General features: G+C 45.7%; 18 protein-coding genes. 8 read left to right on the plus strand and 10 right to left on the minus strand.

Annotated elements, in window-relative coordinates:
- Positions 1–35 precede the first annotated feature (35 nt).
- Positions 36–242: a DUF433 domain-containing protein gene (locus tag QUA13_RS21100; RefSeq protein ID WP_333201610.1), complete on the plus strand. Its 207-nt coding sequence runs from the start codon at positions 36–38 to the stop codon at positions 240–242.
- A 50-nt stretch (positions 243–292) separates the two neighbouring features.
- Entirely contained in the window at positions 293–493 is a 201-nt protein-coding gene (locus QUA13_RS21105; RefSeq protein ID WP_333201612.1) for a DUF2281 domain-containing protein, read from the plus strand.
- Here QUA13_RS21105 and QUA13_RS21110 read toward each other — a convergent pair.
- Complete coding sequence (locus QUA13_RS21110; RefSeq protein ID WP_333201614.1) at positions 483–1763, minus strand: hypothetical protein; 1281 nt, start codon at positions 1761–1763, stop codon at positions 483–485. The two genes, QUA13_RS21105 and QUA13_RS21110, sit on opposite strands and share 11 nt — an antisense overlap.
- An 83-nt stretch (positions 1764–1846) precedes the next feature.
- Between QUA13_RS21110 and QUA13_RS21115 the strand changes: the two genes are divergently transcribed.
- A complete protein-coding gene (locus QUA13_RS21115) occupies positions 1847–4453 on the plus strand; it encodes a dynamin family protein (RefSeq protein WP_333201616.1) in 2607 nt (868 codons plus the stop codon).
- A 158-nt stretch (positions 4454–4611) separates the two neighbouring features.
- Here QUA13_RS21115 and QUA13_RS21120 read toward each other — a convergent pair whose 3' ends face one another.
- The 8 genes from QUA13_RS21120 to QUA13_RS21155 form a co-directional block, all read right to left on the minus strand.
- Complete coding sequence (locus QUA13_RS21120; RefSeq protein WP_333201618.1) at positions 4612–5172, minus strand: Uma2 family endonuclease; 561 nt, start codon at positions 5170–5172, stop codon at positions 4612–4614.
- Positions 5173–5356: 184 nt separating this feature from the next.
- Positions 5357–6418 carry a 3-deoxy-7-phosphoheptulonate synthase gene (aroF, locus tag QUA13_RS21125; RefSeq protein ID WP_172186988.1) on the minus strand — a complete coding sequence of 354 codons (1062 nt, stop codon included), beginning with the start codon at positions 6416–6418 and terminating at the stop codon, positions 5357–5359.
- Positions 6419–6610: 192 nt separating this feature from the next.
- On the minus strand, positions 6611–7084 hold the full coding sequence (locus QUA13_RS21130; RefSeq protein ID WP_333184135.1) for a PAM68 family protein: 474 nt from the start codon (positions 7082–7084) through the stop codon (positions 6611–6613).
- 95 nt (positions 7085–7179) lie between these two features.
- Positions 7180–7449, minus strand: a complete 270-nt coding sequence (gene rpsO / locus QUA13_RS21135) for a 30S ribosomal protein S15 (RefSeq protein ID WP_172186986.1) — start codon at positions 7447–7449, stop codon at positions 7180–7182.
- Between the two features lie 147 nt (positions 7450–7596).
- Positions 7597–8220: a Holliday junction branch migration protein RuvA gene (gene ruvA / locus QUA13_RS21140; protein WP_333201620.1), complete on the minus strand. Its 624-nt coding sequence runs from the start codon at positions 8218–8220 to the stop codon at positions 7597–7599.
- An 18-nt stretch (positions 8221–8238) separates the two neighbouring features.
- The gene (locus QUA13_RS21145; protein ID WP_333201622.1) at positions 8239–8601 is read right to left on the minus strand and encodes a type II toxin-antitoxin system RelE/ParE family toxin; all 363 of its coding nucleotides are present in this window, start codon (positions 8599–8601) and stop codon (positions 8239–8241) included.
- A complete protein-coding gene (locus QUA13_RS21150; RefSeq protein ID WP_333201624.1) occupies positions 8591–8845 on the minus strand; it encodes a type II toxin-antitoxin system RelN family antitoxin in 255 nt (84 codons plus the stop codon). The genes QUA13_RS21145 and QUA13_RS21150 overlap by 11 nt, the downstream gene beginning before the upstream one ends.
- A gap of 65 nt (positions 8846–8910) precedes the next feature.
- A complete protein-coding gene (locus QUA13_RS21155; protein ID WP_333201626.1) occupies positions 8911–11550 on the minus strand; it encodes an AAA-like domain-containing protein in 2640 nt (879 codons plus the stop codon).
- Positions 11551–12517: 967 nt separating this feature from the next.
- On the opposite strand from QUA13_RS21155, the gene QUA13_RS21160 reads away from it, so the two are divergent.
- The 5 genes from QUA13_RS21160 (at position 12518) to QUA13_RS21180 (ending at position 15379) form a co-directional block, all read left to right on the plus strand.
- Positions 12518–12727: a hypothetical protein gene (locus QUA13_RS21160; protein WP_333184120.1), complete on the plus strand. Its 210-nt coding sequence runs from the start codon at positions 12518–12520 to the stop codon at positions 12725–12727.
- 276 nt (positions 12728–13003) lie between these two features.
- Positions 13004–13576 carry a hypothetical protein gene (locus QUA13_RS21165; protein ID WP_333184117.1) on the plus strand — a complete coding sequence of 191 codons (573 nt, stop codon included), beginning with the start codon at positions 13004–13006 and terminating at the stop codon, positions 13574–13576.
- Between the two features lie 232 nt (positions 13577–13808).
- A complete protein-coding gene (locus tag QUA13_RS21170; protein ID WP_172186979.1) occupies positions 13809–14525 on the plus strand; it encodes a GUN4 domain-containing protein in 717 nt (238 codons plus the stop codon).
- A gap of 485 nt (positions 14526–15010) precedes the next feature.
- Positions 15011–15253 (plus strand): exodeoxyribonuclease VII large subunit, encoded by a 243-nt coding sequence (locus QUA13_RS21175; protein ID WP_333201628.1) that lies wholly within the window; start codon positions 15011–15013, stop codon positions 15251–15253.
- A gap of 6 nt (positions 15254–15259) precedes the next feature.
- The gene (locus QUA13_RS21180; protein ID WP_333201629.1) at positions 15260–15379 is read left to right on the plus strand and encodes an exodeoxyribonuclease VII small subunit; all 120 of its coding nucleotides are present in this window, start codon (positions 15260–15262) and stop codon (positions 15377–15379) included.
- A gap of 330 nt (positions 15380–15709) precedes the next feature.
- On the opposite strand, the gene QUA13_RS21185 is transcribed toward QUA13_RS21180, so the two are convergent.
- A partial coding sequence (locus QUA13_RS21185; protein WP_333201631.1) for a CHAT domain-containing protein occupies positions 15710–18424 on the minus strand: 2715 nt, incomplete at its 5' end.

Raw genomic sequence — 18424 nt, forward strand, 5'->3', positions numbered from 1 at the left:
TTAGAATTAAAAACAGAAACTAACAGCAGAGAGCCATGTCAGACCAAGATATCGCTAATATAATTACGATCGAACCGGGTAAACGAGGTGGTAAACCTTGTATTCGAGGCATGAGAATTACAGTCTATGACGTGCTGGAATATCTCGCTTCTGGGATGACTTATCAAGAAATTCTAGATGATTTTCCCTATCTCACCCAACAGGATATTTTAACTTGCTTGAGTTTCGCGGTTAAACGGTAATTGGAGCGAGAGCGTTATAGTTAACTTAATAAGATACATAGGGTAAAAACATGACAGTTTACGATCTAACTATTGCTAAAATTAGCCAACTGCCGGAGTCACTTGTTCAAGAGGTGAATGATTTCATAGACTTTTTGCTCCTCAAATACAACAGTGAATTGCCACAGCTTACTGAATCAGACTTTTCTGACTATTTAAAGAATTTAGAAGCCTACGAAGAAAAGTTAGCCCGTGGAGAGATTAAAGGGTAGCAGCTTCGTCTTCCGATTCATCCCGGACTCTGAAATAGTAAAACAGATTAGCAACAGCCAAATCAGACGCTTTTTCCAAGTTCGACGATACTAAACTTTTATGACCCGCTATGTTCCCTTGCTCAATGATATAATCTTCGTACTCTTGACGCTGCTGCGGATCGAGCATCAGTTCCAGTTGAGTGCGAAGTGCATAAAAATGAGACTTGGGCCGCAAATTTTCATAAAGTAACTGTTCATCCGGTATTGCTGAAGCAGTTGTTGCTGATTTTTCATCACCGCTTGATAAAAACTTGGCATTAGTAAAATCTTTACTCTGTAAATGTTTTAGCTCACTTTCGGGCAAAGCTTTAGTCCATTCAATCTGATTAAGCCAAATGTCTAAGGCAGCTAAATCGTGATTGTGAATTCGCGTGATTTCTGGGAATAGAAAATCTAGTTCCTCGTCAGAGTCGCAGCCATCAATTACTGTTAAGCCATCTTGACGGATTTGTTGTTGAAGTTGAGAAAGCCGATCGCCCGCAGCACCAAATTCATTTTGCACCTGATACGTGCCGATAATACTTTGCTCGATCGCCCAACTGCACTCTAACCGCCGCAACTGTCCCGCCGCACAAGTTTCTTCTAATAAATGCGGATTTCTGTAGTCTGCTAAAGCTTCAAACAACATCCCCCGCGCTGCATCAATTTCAGCATTGCGGCGGTTAATATCTTGCAGTTGCAAAGCCGATCGCATTCGTTGAATTGCTTGATTAAATAACCCGTAAGCCCGCACTAAGACTAGGCGATGGTTCTCAAATTTTATATCTGCAACGACTTCGGAAATTAATTGTTTAATTTCCGCGCCTTGACCTTTCAAAAGTTGTTCTAAATTGATGAAACCATTTTCTACTTTAACTTCCAGCCTCTCTACCGCTTTTTTTAGTTTCAATGTCTGGTGCAAATTCACCGCTGATAAGGCTACCCCGGCGAAAGTTCCCACACCAATGACGGCTGTTGTCGCTTGCAGCACCCCCAAAGTGGCTTGGACGCCTTGAAAGCCCATGTGCATTTGCTGCATCTGCAAGCCGCCCATGACAAACTGCATAGGAGACACTAAGGGCGATAGTGAGTTGTTGTTGAGGGCTGCGCCAACGGCATGGGCCATAAACTGTCCCGTTGCTGCATCCCTCGCCATGCCGATCGGCACTCCAGCGGATGTAAACACTTGTGCGTACTTGCCAGCCTCGATCGCAGCCTGTACCGCTGGGGAAAATACAAAGTTCATCATAAATTTTTACCCTGCTAGCATCTCACAGAACAACTGATCTATTATGATCCATTTAATAAAAGAAATATTATTAGGCGCTACAAATGAATACTTCGTTAATTAGTTCCCAAACCGTTGAGCTTATTTCGCTGCTGACACGGCAAAAACTCCGAAAAGAAGATATTTCTCCGCCGATGCTTTTCCTGGCGGGGCTGGTGACGGTGTTGGTGGGAGTTATCTATGCCGACGGTACGGTTGGCGCTGAGGAAACGCAGCGACTGAGCACAACTATGACGGCACTCATCCCCGCTAACAACAGTTTGCGCCAATTGGTAAAGCCGATGGTTAAGGCGGTGCGATATCAGGAAGTTTACAAAAAAATGCACGAGTTGCTGGCCCTCACCTCGTGCTTTTCCGAGGAGGAAAAACTGCTGTTAATTAGTTTTGGCTATCAGATGTCGGCAGCAGATGGAACAATGGACGATCGCGAAAAAGGGTATTTGATACTTATCGGTAACACACTGGAAATTGACTCTCGATACTTGGCAGTTTTGGAAGCGAGTTTTAGCAGTCAAGCAATAAGCGATACAGCAGCTTTAGCAGAAGTCCACTCGTTACTAGATCCCGCACGCTTTCAATCTCTCGATTCTTTGTTTGTCCGTGCTGCTAGTCACATTATCGAATATTTACCAGAAAAACCCAAACAACAAAGCAATCCAAAGCATTCAGTTTCCTCCTATCAGGAGTTGCAAAAATTTCAGGAGTATCAAAAACAACTGGATAGAGTTTGTGGCCAACTACATTTAACTCTGCTAGAGGGAAGCGATCGCAGCGTCTTTTCTCGTACATTAACAGAAGAAGTAACAAAAATATCTCGCAACTTGCAATCTCAGCGTTTCCGCGTGGCTGTTGTCGGCGAGTTTAGTAAAGGCAAATCAACTTTACTCAATGCGTTACTCGGGGAGGAAATCCAACCGGTGCGGGATATTCCCTGTAGCGGGACTGTGACTATTTTGAAATATGGTTCGCAGCGCCGGGTTATTTGTCGCTACAAAGATGGACGGGAGGAAGAAATTTCACCGGCACAATATCAAGAGAAAGCTTCCATTTCGGAAGAGGCGGCTTTGGGTTCTTGCGAAGATGAGATAATCAATTCGGAAATTAAAGAAATTGTTTTTGAGCATCCCGAATTAGAGTTGTGCCGCAATGGGGTAGAAATTATTGATTCTCCCGGATTAAACGAACAAGCGGAACGCACAGCGGTAACTCAGCAAGTTCTAAAAACTGCTGATGCAGTGATTTTCTTGACTCATGCTCAAAATGCTTTAACGGAGAAAGAGCGAGAACTGCTTTTGTACTTGAAAAAAGAACTAAATTATGGTAATAAGGAAGGCGCGAGTAATATTTTTATGGTAGTTAATTTTTTCGATTTGCTGCGGCGGGAAGAGAGTCGCCAGCAGGTACGAAAAAGGGTGGAAAGGATTGTTACAAGTCAAAATTTGATTGCTGGTGAAAACCGGATTCATTTTATTTCTGCTCAATCTGCATTGGAAGCGATTTTAGCAGGCAATGAAAATGATGATTATCTAAAATCTTTTCAGGGTTTTACTGATTCGGTTGAGAAGTTTCTGACTGTTGAACGGGGGGCGATCGCACTTCAGCAGTCGGCATCGGGAATGAAGCAAATCATTGACACTGGCTGCGATGAATTGACTCAATATAGGGAAATGCTAGAAGGAAAGTTGACAGTTTCTGAAGCAGATAAGGCGAAGATTTTTGAACAAATAGCGGAAGTAAGCGGCCGCGATGTTAAGATTAGACTTTTAGCTAATAAACTGAGAGAGGAATCCGTAGGAGAAGCTATTGAATCTTGGAATGAATGGGTGAAAATATTGCCCCATCGCCTCGCTACAAAAAGTAATAAATGGACTTCTAAGTATTCGCATATTTGGAGCCAAGACAAGTTAATCCGAGATTATGCCAATCAATTTGTCTTGGAATTAACACAAGAAATTGATGTCTGGAGCGACCAAAAATTGCACTTTATATTGAAAGAAAAAATAGAAACTTTAGACTTCAAAATTAAGGAAGAGTTTTATGCAATCCGACAAGAGTTTCAAGAGTTCGATCGGCGACTTAACACTAGCCTTGTTACTCAATTCAATAACTTAGGAATAGCAAAAAATATGGGTGGAATTGGCATAGGTGGAAGCGGTATCGCTTCATCAATCAATCCCGATATTGGAGGTCCTGGAGGTTTTCTTGGCGGTTTAGGCCTTGGTGGATTAGTAGCGGCGGGATTGCTGTTTTTCGCAGGACTTGGTATTATTCCAGTTATTTTGGGTGGCTTAGCTGCTGGTGGGGGTGGCGCATTTGGATTGGGAATGCTAGATGTGGATGGAATTCATAACCAAATTAAGCAAAAAATTTGTGAGTTAGGCTTTGAGAAATTTGGCGAATCGGCAGAGTCTATTTTTGAGAAGGTACAACAAAGAATTATTGCAGTATTTGCCGATCGCGCTGATGCGAATAGCGATGCGATGTCAAAAGCGATCTCGCTGTGGGAGAGTTTATTAGAACAGCAGGAAAAGCGCGATCGACAAAATCAAGCAGAATGCGAAGCCCAAAAAGTTTGGCTGGCTGAAAAACGTCGGGAACTCGAACAAGTACAAAATCAAATTGAAGCAATCTTAAATCAGAGCGATCGCTAATTCAATGAGTAACGGGTAAGCGCAAAAAAACCATCGTACCTTGTAAATACTATTGACTGTCGCGGTGCGTGACAGTCAATAGTCCCACCGCCGCGAGTTAAACTTTTCCCGCTGTCACGCACCCTACGACTGATATCTTGCCCAGAGTACGATCGCACTTAATCAATTAATTCCGCTTCTTCAAAAATCTGCCGAGTCGTTAACTCCAAACCAGGCAGCAACTCATCCACAATCGGTGTATTATCCGTATAAACTTGACTCGAACCATCGGGGAAAAAGCTTCTGATTAAAATAGCTTCTGGATCGATTACCCAAACTCGCGGAACACCCGCAGCCAAATAATCTTTCGCCTTCTCTTCAAATTCCTTCATCGTTTGATCGGGAGAGATAATCTCAATCACCAGTTCAGGAATTGCGGGACAAGCTTGATTCCGCCGATAACTCCGCGGTAAACGTTCATAAGAAATATACAGTAAATCTGGTACAGGAGCCCAGTTTCGATCCTGACGCTTTAATAAAACCGCTAATTCTGGAAAGACTCTACCTTTTCCCCGACTCCATAGACGCAATAGGAAATTTAAAGCTCCCTGTAAACTGGAATGAAAAATTTTTGGAGACACTTTAGGAACTGCTTGACCATCTACAAACTCATAATATACATCTCCGTCGGGCAAAGCTAGAAATTCTTCTAAAGTGAGTTTGGTTCCGATGCCTACCATGACTCCTAGCCCTCTCGCTAATTAATTCATATATCTATTATACAAAATTTCCCAACTTTCCTAGAAGTACGATCGCCCCTGGGCCTCTATTCCAAAAACACAATAACAAAATCCCCGACTTCTTAAAGAAATCGGGGATTTATTTAACGGCGATCGCATTTTAGGTTAGGCCTTTCGCCTGTTTTTATGCCAAAACTGGCACTGGCTGCGGCCAACGTCCCATGACTTTACCAATCACCGCCAATTCTTCCATCAACTTGTCGAACTGATCCGGTGTTAAAGATTGCGGCCCGTCAGACAAAGCTTTTTTCGGATTCGGGTGCACTTCAATCATCAGCGAATCTGTACCAGAGGCGATCGAAGCAAACGCCATTGACGGTACAAACTGCGCCCAACCGGTGCCGTGACTCGGGTCAACCATCACCGGTAAGTGAGTCAGGGTTCGCAATACTGGTACTGCGGACAAATCTAGCGTATTGCGCGTATATTGCCTGTCATACCCGCGAATTCCGCGCTCGCACAAAATCACGTTCGGATTGCCAGAAGCCATGATATACTCAGCAGCCATCAACCATTCTTCAATGGTGGCGGAGATGCCGCGCTTCAGCAGAACGGGTTTGTCTTGAGCTCCAACTTTCTTCAACAGTGAGAAATTCTGCATATTTCTCGCCCCGACTTGGATTACGTCGGCTACTTCTACGATCGCACTTAAGTCCGCCGCATCCATAACTTCGGTGATAATTCCCAAACCGCTAGCTTCCCGGGCCGCAGCTAGCAATCCCAAAGCACTCTCGCCGTGGCCTTGGAAAGCGTAGGGGGAAGTTCTCGGTTTGTACGCGCCACCGCGCAGAAAATGAGCTCCTGCTGCTTTGACGCGCATTGCCGTTTCGACAATCATTTCTTCGTTTTCGACCGAGCAAGGGCCTGCTACGATCGCGATCGGGTGATTTAGGCCGATCGTCACAGTTCCTAAAGGAGTAGAAACTTTTACTGCGCTGGGTTCTCCTTGGCGGTACTCCAGAGAAGCGCGCTTGTAGGGTTTTTCCACGCGCAGCACTTCTTCAATCCAGGTGCTCATTTCGCGCAGTTGCAGAGGTTCGAGATCGACGGTATCGCCTACCAAACCCATGACGGTTTTGTAACGGCCGACTATTTTTTCTGGGATCAAACCCCATGTAGTGCGGAGGTCTTCGTCTAGTCGATCGATCTCGGCTTCTGGAGTGCCGGCTTTCATTACAATAATCATATTTTTTTTGCCTTTTCTGTTGGGCTAGACACGGATTATGACACGGATGAACTGAGAAAAATAGATGCAATGGGCGATCGAGAATCTATTTATATCAGTATGATTAGCAATTTTGTGGGGCGGGTTCTTGTTCCCTCCCCAAGGACAAACTCTAGATGGTTAACAGCTTAGTTTTTAGCTAATGACTAATGACTAACTTTTTGGCTTGGCGGCGCGCCACGCTTCTCGCATCCTGCCAAAATTGGTATTAAATTCTTCCCACCCCAGAGTGCTTCCTGAAACTTCTTCATCCCAGGAAGCCGAGAGGACTCCGTAACTCAATCCCAGAACCCCTAGACCAAAACAGCCCATGCTTACCAGCAATACTGCTGTATTGGGCAGGTCAAACAAGCCGTTGCTGACTACCAAATAGCTTACAAAAAATGTGGAAATTCCCAGGAGGGTCGGTATGCCGCAGAATACCGCTATGCGGGATATCATGCGTTTGCTAACTGCTTCTGGGATGGATTGCGCCTGTTTTCCGGTTTTGTTAGCTTTGGGCTGCTTCTCGGCAGAATCAGACTCTAAGGCTGCGTTTGCTTGTGGTTCTGGGGGCTTTTTAGGCGTTTTTTTACGATTTGTTGCCGGTTCAAAGGGCAAGCGCTGGCGGGGTGGTTCGGAGGACATATTTTATCTCTAACCTGAAATCTCGAACATTTTTCAATAAGTCTTGGTGTTTGTCCAAGATTAAAGAATATTGTCGCAAATTTTGGCTTTGGTGTTTAGCCGCGAATGCCTAGACGGGCAATCAATGCTTTGTAGCGATCGGCATTTTGCTTTTGGATGTAGGCCAGCAGGCGCTTGCGGCGGCTGATCATCATCATCAAACCGCGCCGGGAGGCGAAGTCTTTTTGGTTGATTTTCAGGTGGGCGCTGAGTTTGGTGATGCGATCGGTCAGCATGGCGACTTGGACATCTGCTGAGCCGGTATCGGTTTCATGGGTTTGGTAATCGCCCATGATTTCTAGTTTGCGCTGTTGTGTAAGTGGCATGAATTGATTTTATGTTTTTTTGTACGATGTCACAATCTCCAATGATATCACAGGGAAAGCGTTAAGCATAAAATTTGTGCCAGGGATTGGTTTGTTGGCCCGGCATAATTTTGGTTTTGATTCCCGTTTGCTTGATTGGCTGGCAGATTATCGGCTCAAATAGGCGATCGCCTCACGTATCCAATCATCGGCATTACCTTTGGCGCACAAAGTGCTGTCTTGACTGAGGGTTTGCAGCGCTTGCAAGACTTCAGCCGCAGTGTATCCCATCGCCAGCAGGATCATCTCGACTTCTTCTTGAATAGCTGGGGGGACTCCAGCGGCGACTGAAGTTGTCAAACCTGCTTGCTGTCGCCATTCCGAGAGTTTGCTTTTGAGTTCGAGGGCGAGACGTTCTGCGGTTTTTGTACCCACGCCCGGAGTTTTGGCGAGGATGCGGGTGTTACCGCCGACGATCGCCTGGACTAAATCTTGCAATCCTAAAGTATCCAGAAGTGCGATCGCCAGTTGAGCACCGACACCGCTGACACTCGTCAACTGCCGAAACAAATCGCGTTCTGCCGCGCTGCCAAAACCGTACAATACGATTTGGTCTTCCTTAACTTGCTGGTGGGTGAAAATTTGGGCGACTTCGCCGGAGGCTGGCAATTGACCGGTCACGCGGGGCAAAATTTGGATTTCATAGCCAATATGATTGACTTCGAGAGTCAATATGACGCGGTTGCTGCCTTTGGCGATATCGGCGACTGTGCCTTTGAGATAGCTAATCATAGAGTTTATAATACACCGCTATTCGTTTTCATCAAACTCGGCTATTATGCTGCGGATTTCGTTGAGGCTGATATCTGTGCGATCGGATTTTGAGTAAATGGTTAACAAAAGTACGATCGACGGCGATTCGACTTGATAAATCATGCGATATCCTGCACTTTTTCCTTTTTGGATGTTGCTGTTTTTCACCCGGACTTTTAAGATGATATAATCTTCGCCCATTCCGGGAATGCGATCGCCAATAAAATTGCCAGCCTGTATTTGTTCAATTACGGGCTGGACATCTTTGCGGATACTGCGATATCTTTTCGCAAGGGCATACAAATTTGCTTCAAAGTCATCCGCAAATCTGATCGTGATTGCTTCGGCTTCATTCGGCATCGATTCTCTCCCACAGTTCAGAGATTGGTCGGGTTTGTCCGGCTTTGGCTTGCTGCAACGCTCTTCTGAGACTAGCTTTTACTTCTTCAACTGGAGTATCGTCGGGGTCGTCTTCAGCTTCATCTGTAAGTTCGGGAAGAAGGACGATAATTCGCACGGGGCCCGGAGTGTCTAGTGTTAAAGGTCGATCGAGCAATAATTGACCTTTTTCGTCGATCGTTCCTGTGACTTCAAAGGCTTTCATGTGTTTTACCTTGATTTTTTGAAATTAATACTATTATATAACCCTGCACTAGGGAGTTTGTTTTTTTAATTCAAAATAAGATGATGTTTAACCAAAGACAAATCCGTCTTGCCAAAATTCACAACCAAAGCCACATTGAAATTTTCCAACGATTTAACAAACCACATAATTTCATTAGAAGCTTTACCTTCATAGTGATTAAACAAAATAGAAAATCGCTTTTCCAACTCTGGTTTAACTTTGCCCGAAAGTAGAACGAGTTTGAACATTAAACCCATAGTCCGGCTGGCGCCGAGGTTGTACACCAAGTCGTAAAAAACGTAGTGGCTGGGATGTTGGGAATTTTCCACTACTAAGAAGTTGAACAACTGGTGGCAAGTCCGAACTAACAATATATTATTGAATTTCACCGAGTCATTTTCTCGCAATGTATTTTTGATTTGCTTGTACAAACGGTCATTAAATTGACGCCCGCCGTATTCTGGTTCGACCGACGATATTAAATATTCATATAAATCCACTTTAAATGAACCGTAAGATGGAGTTTTTCTGGAATCTCTCAGGAAAAATTGAGCCGCTTCTTTGTAGCTGCGATCGCCTGCTACTACTTTTCCCGCAAATTCTCTGACCGCTAAGTGCAGTTCTGCATCGTTCAAAAGTGTGGGATTAGCTGCCCGCTGCACAATGCCTATTTCTGTATTTCTCGGCTCAACCAAATAATTTAAATATTGAGACAAATGTATTTCAAATTGTCGCTGTCTTTGAAATGCCAGTTTTTTGATAGTTTGTTGGTCTTCCTCAATGCTGTCCTTGCTCAGTAGAGAATGGCCGTACAAATAAGGATACCTACAGATCAATTCGCCCAAAGGAGAATCTGTATCTTGTTTCTGCTGTTCCGCCTCTCTATCTAAGGCTTTTACTAAGCGCTCTATGGTCTGGAATTCTTCACTTTGAGTAAAGAAAGCTATTTGTTCTTGCAAGCGCTTGACTATGTAAAATTCCATCCCGAATCTGGGAGAAGTCTGCTTAAATAAAGCTACCAACTTGGCGATCGCCAAGTGGTTTTGGGAATGCAATTGCCAGCGGTTAATCGGGATGTAGCAGCAGCGGTGGAGGATATATTTAAAGTCGTAATTTGCTCGCTTGACGGAGACTATACTGTACAAAGTTGCTTCAATCTCTCGATCGGGATAGCCCATGCCGTCGATAAATAGCTTTCGGAACCGTTCGATCACCTGTGCGGGGGATTCTGTTTCCACGCAGGAGACGATGTGATCGTACAATCTCTGTTCGTTGCTGCCAGTTGGAACACTCTCTGAGGGCGGGGTGAGGATGCTGCTGCCTGCATCGGTGTCTGGGCTGCTGTCTGCAACTTGTGCGACAACGACTGTCGGTTTTTCTTCAAAAGTTCGATCGGGATTCAAGAACCAATAGTGTTCTTGGCTTAATTGTTTGTTCGCAGCCCAATCCAAAGCTGACTGCAAACTTTCCCCTGTCAATAACAGCGATTCATCTTCACGGTCTGAAGCCAGCCATGCTGCTAGCGCGGAGCGGTACGGAGCCAATTTCCCCAGCTCTTTTTCTACCCAGAACCGATTAAAAACTGACTGATAAATTAGGTTGGCAACTATTAATTTACCGTGAGATTTAACAACCAGTCCTGACAGTTGCAATTCGATTTTTTCGGGAGAGTAATCTGCTGCTACTCCCTGCGATTCCCCCGGTTTTGTTGGCTGGGGCGGTTGCAAAACTTGCTGGTACAGCGTTAACAGCCGTGTGAGGTCGCAGTGGCTGTGGAAAATGCGATCGCGAATTGGTGTCAAATGTTGGGGTTCGTCTTCTTCTTCCCAATTTTTAATAATTCTGTGTTTGACCAGTTTTTCAACCTGATGAGCTTCGGAATTTCTGCCAATAAAAGGCCCGTATTCAAGTACCAACTGGCAAACTTTTTGAGTTAGAAACGGTTGCCCGCCCGTCCAAGCTAATATTTCTTGGAGCACTTTTTGGGGGCGAAAAGCTTTGAGAGCCAATCCTTTTGCTAGCGGCAAACTTTCGTGCAGTTGGAATCGACTTAAATGAATCTGCCGTCCAATATTAAAAGGGTTGCAGCTTGGATCTCGGATCAATGCTGAGGGGGCTACTACTCCCATAACAGCAAAAGTCAGGCGATCGTATTCCGGTTGCTCTGCCCGCTTGGAGTAACAAGCCCGGATCAAAGCAAAAAAATCGCTGGTACTGAAATTTAGGCTGCTGATGCTGTCAATGTCATCTATGAAAATTACCAGATTTTGCTGAAGTGACTTGAGCAAAACTTTTTCGATAAATATCTCCAATCGCTGCACCGGCGATAGCAGTTCGCGATCGTTCCACCACTTGATGGCATCAAACCTGTTTGTGAGGTGCAAACTGCTTGCCATGCGGTACATGATTGCGGCATACCACTTTTGGGGGGAAATATTTGGGCTGCTGATGCTTCTCAAGTTGACGGCGGCAAAAGCTGTACCTTCTGCTTGCAAAATTTTGGCCGTTTGCACTAGCAGGCTGGACTTGCCCATTTGTGGCGAACTCAATACGTAGCAGAAGTCTCCGGCTTTGATCCCTTCGTAGAGTTCGCTGTCGGCCGATCGCCTGACATAGGTGGGCGCACCTGCAGGCAAATATCCTCCGACTTGATATTGGTAGGTGGAGTTGACTTCTGCTGTCATCTGGGAATTCATCAAGATGCTACGCCCCTATGCTGTGTGATCGAAAGGTTACAAAATTCCAATTATTGCCAGCTTAATATTGTTTAAAATTTTTGTTCCTCTTTCTCTATTATCTACTAGCTCAGCTTTCTCCTGGTCAATCTTTACCGTATCTTTGCAAGCGTTCGCCGCAAATCCTACGATCGGCTGAATTGTACCCCGGCAATTGATTCTTTACGCTCGTTCACATAATTGATGAATTTTCACCCGATCGGATTGAAAACGCTAAAATGCCCTTTTTTTCACATTTTTTTACAATAATACTTTAAAAATCACTCGGTGGTATGATGTTGCCAGGGAAACTCATAACCGCAGCGCCGTCAACCTTCTGCCTTCAGCTCCGCCTGCCGGATGCCGGAGGCAAACGCTGAGCAAGGCTGCCAATAAAAAACCCCAGCGTTTTGCTGAGGACTGCTTGAGTGGGAGATATCGTTAATCTGCGTTTTTTTTAGTTGACTTAGATTGCATGGAATTCCATGCTGCTGACTTTCCCCGGGCTTTCGCGTTCGGGGATTCCTAAGAACAAACTTTTCAGGATGAATCCACAAAAAGTTTAATTCTTAAAGGCGTTGTCAGAGCCCGGCAAACCACTCGCTCAACTATAAAAGTTAAGTCTGTGGCTAATTGTAGAAGATGCGCCCTGATGGCTTAACTACCCGATGGATTAGCACCCTGATGGCATAACTCCCTGATGGATCGGCGCCCTGATGGCTTTCGCTCCACTACCCAAAAGATTCGGGTTGGTAGATGATCGTGGACGTTAGTAACACGTCACTTCCGGCGTTTCCGATCGCAAGCGGGTGTGCCTGTCTGAATTGATTATGGCAGGCAGATTTATCAGAAGACAAGTGGGTTATTGCATCAACCCATTTCTGACAGATCGGGTTAGCCAAAAAGTGTCAATCTACGAAAATCAGGGTCATCGAACATGAAAAACAGCATCTTAGTATTAGGGGTAATTGCCTCGGCTGGCTTCGGCTTTTTCGAGGCAGGCAGCGCCAGCGCTTCTGCGATCGCCCCACAACCTTCATCAACCAGCAGTTTGACGGCTTGGGAGAGTCGTCCCGACTTTAACTACACTGGAACGAATGAGGATGGGGAGCAAGAAGAGGTAAAAACGGGTAAAAACAGGAAATAATTGGCGCTATAGTGTGGTTCGCTGTTGTGCGGTTGTGGTTGTGGTTGTGGTGGCGTTTGTTGTCGCAACCGCCTCGGATCGAGGCGGTTAAAACTCGATCCCAATAATCAGTCTACCTAATCCCGGGGGTGGGGGTCAGTTTCTGAGAACCGTGGATGGGAAAATAAACAGGTAAGGCAAGTCTGTCGGTGCAGTTTCCCCGCCTATAAACTTCCTTACCTTCTGATGTTCGGGATTCGGATCTGGCAAAATCGTATTTCATCTCGTAAAAACCCAATGGAAAATACTCTCGAAACTACCCGCAGACAGCGCGTATTGACAAGAACCCAGGAACGGCGTCAGGCGACACCCAAAGAAAAACAGTTGATTCACCTGCTAGCCAATATGGCTTGCAGTTTGATTAAATACGACTACAAACACGCAGCCGGGAAGGGAACCCTCCCGCCTTCGGAAAGCAAGCGTTTAGCGGAATGGCACTACCTGCGAGTTCAGCAAATCCGCCGGATCGAACGCTCGTTGGAGCCCGTAGCGACCCTCAAGCGCGTTTACTACAAGAGCATCCTCAGTCCGAGGGATTTGAAGTCTTTGAAACTTCTGTGGCTTGAGGACGACAAGAACCGGGTCAAACGGGTCGATCCTGACTTGGACGACATCCTCAGCGAAGCTTTGGATCGGGGAGATACTTTAAAACAGCTCTTTCACTCGATCGAAGTCAAAGAACGCACGTTTGCTCCAACTCCTCGCCCCGGCGCCGTGCCGCTTTGGGTCAAAGAGTGGGAAGACTCGGAATATGACATAAACTTTTTTCCGCCTTCGTTCTCTGCATGGGTTTCGATCGTGGACGACTAGCTTCCAGACAAACTCTTTGACATGGCATCGATGGTAAATTTTAGATGGTAGACTTATTTGCTATTGCTGCCATTGGCCAAGAGTGTGCGGGCGTGAGGCTAAACTAGCCGGCGTTGCGCGCAGGCATCCGAGTATAGAGAAGTGAATCGGAGTCAGTACCATTGTACAATGGGGGAAAACCAGGGCTTCAGCTAATAGCTGATAGCTGATAGCTGATAGCTGATAGTTTCTCATGACTGACTCGATTTCAACTTCTCCTCTAGACTCGGCAGCCGATACAGCCGAACTCCGCTCTCAGTTGAGGTCGGGTTCGGAAAAAGCTCAACTGCAACTGCTGCAACAACAAATAGCAGATTCCGGTTGGGATGTATTGATGGAATTTTTATTAGAGCGCAAGTCAGAGGCACCGACTGCGGTAATGGGTAAGGCTTACCAAATTCTTTACAGTGCTAATTCTCCGAGAGCGGCGGAGTTTTTGCAAGCGAATTTTCCGACTGGGCTCGTGCCGCTGCGATCGGACTCTAACATTGATTACACTCCGCTGCAACAATTATTGGCGTTACAAGAATTTCAAGAAGCCGATCGCTTAACTTTAGATAAGCTTTGTGAATTGGCGGGTGATACAGCTTTGCAGAGAAAGTGGCTGTATTTTACGCAAGTTGAGAGTTTGCCCGTGGCGGATTTGCAAACAATTAATACGCTGTGGAAAGTTCATTCCGAAGGCAAATTTGGCTTTTCGGTGCAGCGGGAAATTTGGCTGAGTTCGGGCAAGAATTGGGATAAGTTGTGGCCGCTAATTGGCTGGAAGAAGGGAAATAATTGGACGCGGTATCCGCAAGAATTTATTTGGGATTTGAGCGCGCCTAGGGGTCATTTGCCGCTGTCGAATCAGTTGCGAGGAGTGCAGCCGTTTTCGGCTTTGATGGCTCATCCGGCTTGGGTGAAGTGAATGGTTTGGCGCCTTTTGGAGAATGTGGGGCGGGCTGGATGTTCAGCCGCACATTTGTTGGTGAGGCAGTGTTGGATTGAACCACACGGATTCACACACGTTCCCCCTGTTCCACTGTTGTGCAGGAATTCACAGGCCGGACTCCTGTTCCACAGAGGAAGAGAGGGCATAGGAGCGGGCTTTAGGAAAGTTGGGAAATTCTCTATAATAGACTTCTCCCATCGTTCAAATCCCTTCCCCCGCTTGGTTGCTGGCGGACGTTTCCGGAGGGGACTGTCAGGCAGCAACCAACGCTTAAATAAAGATTTTAACGGTTTGTCTAATAAGAACTACCCAATTTTATGACCTAATTTTTACTGTTTTTTGTCAGCTTGTAGCGACTTTTATTGACACATAACAATCGCCTGCGCGATCGCCCGCGTAGAATTGGACGGTAGGGCGGATGCCATCGTTTTAAGGGGCGGGGCGGCGGTTCTGCGGAAGATTTGGCTTGTTTTAATCATGAAAGAGTTGTCAGGGCGATCGCGAATTGTGCGATTCCAATTATTACAGGCATCGGGCACGAAAGAGACGAACCTCTCGCCGATTTAGCAGCAGATAAACGAGCCCGCACTCCGACTGCGGCGGCAGTTCAAGCTGTACCAATTTTAGCAGATCTTTACTTTGAACACAAGCAGCGAATGGTCAATTTAGCAAACGCTGTGCGGGCAATATTTCAGACAGAATAAGAGCATTTGCAACTGTTACAAAATCGATTTGAAGCAATTATCGATCTGGTGGAATCGGGAGATTTGCCTCTAGAAGAGGTTTTCGAGCAGCTTGCGGTGGCTGTGGAGTGTTGGCAGGAGTGCTAAAAATTTTTGGCGGGAAGGAACAGATGGATTTGTCTATCGAGCTTTTGGCTGCGGAACCCGATTTTTAAGCGCAGGTAAACGGGGATTAATGTAGGTGAAATATGTTGATTCGTTATTGGATAATTTGTGCGATCGTCTCATTGAGGAATGGAGGACACGGCAATGCCGTTTCCCTACCCCAAAACAATCAATCTTCCTCGTTTTTTATGTAACCATCGCCCGATTAATTGTAGGGACACGGCACTGCCGTGTCCTGACTGTGGGTAATATCAATTCCGATATCACCGGACATGATATAACGTGTTTTTTGACACAATCAAAGACCACAAATCAATGCAAACCCTGACAAATAAACCCCGACCAATAAATCAAAACATCAAAAGGATTTGACATAGTGTAAAGATTTTTTGCCAGACTTTCATATCCTTTCTTCCGTTCCTGAATCTGATTCTCCTGCTTCACTATTTCCTTCAACTTCTTATCCAACTCCTTAAACTCATCCGTCCCCTTACTGTAGGATTTCTGCCGCAATCTTAACTCCTTCCTTTCCTGTTGAACCGCAGCCAATTCCCCCTCTAACTTCCCAATAATTTTCTGAAGCAACGGATCGATTTGCGGTTGATAAAGCTCTTTCAACTCCGCCCCCGAAATTGTCCGCAACCTCACCTGTGCCCGTCGCAAAGCCTCTGGACGACTCAAACCTTCCTTGGGACTGCGATACTGATAGTAAAAAATTGAAAACAACGAAGTAGCAAAATCATCCACCGCCCACAAAGTGCTGACCACACTCCGAGCTCCCGCACACAAAAAGCCCGTTCCCAAACTAAGAAGATTATCGGTAATTTCCGTCCCTCCTAAATTAGTTTCGCAGCAGGACATAAACACATCGGATAACTGCGGGAAGCGCCAACCAGGTGTCATCAATTCCCCTAACGTGATACTGCCATCTCCTAAAAACAATCGCGATTCTAAAGGATTGTCCAAACGCGAGACAGCGTGGTGACTGGAGTGGATTACATTCACATTTTGGGCGAGGTTTCGATAGGCTGCGACTGTTGCTTCTTGACTTCCTTTTAAGCGCTCAGGTTTGCTCACAATTTCGGCAATTTGTTCGCACTCAAAAGGAGTGAAGTACAAATCATCAGTGGCATTTTCCACAATCCCATATTTGGGCGATTCGATGGTTTCGTCTTTACTGCAATACTCCAAAATTCTGCAACTGGGAACGTAACGAATCAGGAAATAATCGCTAAGAACTACCCCCGGCCCCCCCTTGCTAAGGGGGGGAGAAAGAAGAGATTCTTGTTCCTTAGCAAGCGCAGAATCCAGATTCTTAAGCCCCCCCTTAGCAAGGGTGGAGTGGGGGGGTTCTATCGGCAATGCCGCCAGCGGAATCTGATGCAAAAACAGATGCGGAATCACAATCAATTCCTCAATCCCATCCAAACAATTACCAATCAACTCATCAACTTTCAACCGCTGCGACAACTGAGACAAAAACTCACCCATCCCCTGTTGCCAAATTTTCCGATCCTGCAAATAAGGAAACAACCAACTCTCGCAAATCCACTTCTGAAAATTTCCCAAACCCTCTCCCTGACAAGTGTGAATCTGCGGCGCTTTATCCTTGTAAATCACAAAAACATGAGTGTCATCATCCGTCGTGTAAAAACAGAGAATCGCCGTCTGGGAATTATCAATGAGTTTCTGCATCGCCGCAAACTCCATCGGATGGACTTGAACTTGTCCCGCTAAAACTGGATCTAAACGGCGGATTTTTTCCCAGATTTGCTGTTTCTCCCCTTCCAATTCTTGAATCTTTTCTGTGTAAGCAGACAAATCTGCCCGACTGCGCGACTGACTCCCCACACCTGCTAATTCTTTATTGCCTTCAGAAGGTTTGCGGAGTTGTTCAACTTCTGCGTCAATTTCCCGCTGCTTCGCCTCAAATTCCTGCAAATATTTTTGCACTGCGGGCGGAATTTCGCCACTAGCATACAAATCATTGCTGTGCATTAAATCGACTAACCGCTGAGCACGAGCTCTGTCACAATATTCTATAGCTTTTTCTAGTTGGTTGCTGTTGACGCAAGCTTGAATTGCCTTTTCGTAAACACCTATAGATTCAGCTAAAATCTGTTGGCGAATATTATCTGAAGTGGCATAACTTCTGATTTTTTCCACCGCTTTAATTGCTTTCTCGAATCCTTCCAGGGCGATGTCCCAAAAACCAGAAGTGAAAGCGGTATTGCCGAGGTTTCTACCCCATTGCAAGCAGTCTAAAGGGAAAGCAGTAGGAGTGCGAATTTCTAATGCTAAGCGCAAACAAGTGAGCGCCTCTTCTATATTATTTGCCCTGACTCCTTCTATTCTGTTACTATAGGCACCCCCCAAATTGTTTTGAGTGGTTGCCCAATATGCGGGATAATTCTCACGGGTATAGACTTTTAAAGCCTCGCTATAACAGGCGAGCGCCTCTTCTATATTATTTGCCCTGACTCCTTCTATTCTGTTACTATAGGCAGGGCCCAAATTGTTGTGAATCGCTGCCCACTTTTCGGGATAATTCTCGCGGGTATAGACTTTTAAAGCTTCCCGATAACAGGCGAGCGCCTCTTCAATATTTTCCGCCCTGACTCCTTCTATTCTGCCTTGGTAGGCATTCCCCAAACCATTTTTAGCCTCTGCCCACTTTTCGGGATAATTCTCGCGGGTATAGACTTTTAAAGCTTCCCGATAACAGGCGAGCGCCTCTTCTATATTCGCCGCCCTGACTCCTTCTATTCTGTCACTATAGGCATTCCCCAAACCATTTTTAGCTGCTGCCCACTTTTCGGGATAATTCTCGCGGGTATAGACTTTTAAAGCCTCGCTATAACAGGCGAGCGCCTCTTCTATATTCGCCGCCCTGACTCCTTCTATTCTGTCACTATAGGCAGCCCCCAAATTGTTTTGAGTCATTGCCCAATTTTCGGGATAATTCTCGCGGGTATAGACTTTTAAAGCCTCGCTATAACAGGCGAGCGCCTCTTCTATATTCGCCGC

This window comes from Microcoleus sp. S28C3, assembly GCF_036700785.1.
Taxonomy (GTDB): Bacteria; Cyanobacteriota; Cyanobacteriia; order Cyanobacteriales; family Microcoleaceae; genus Microcoleus; species Microcoleus asticus.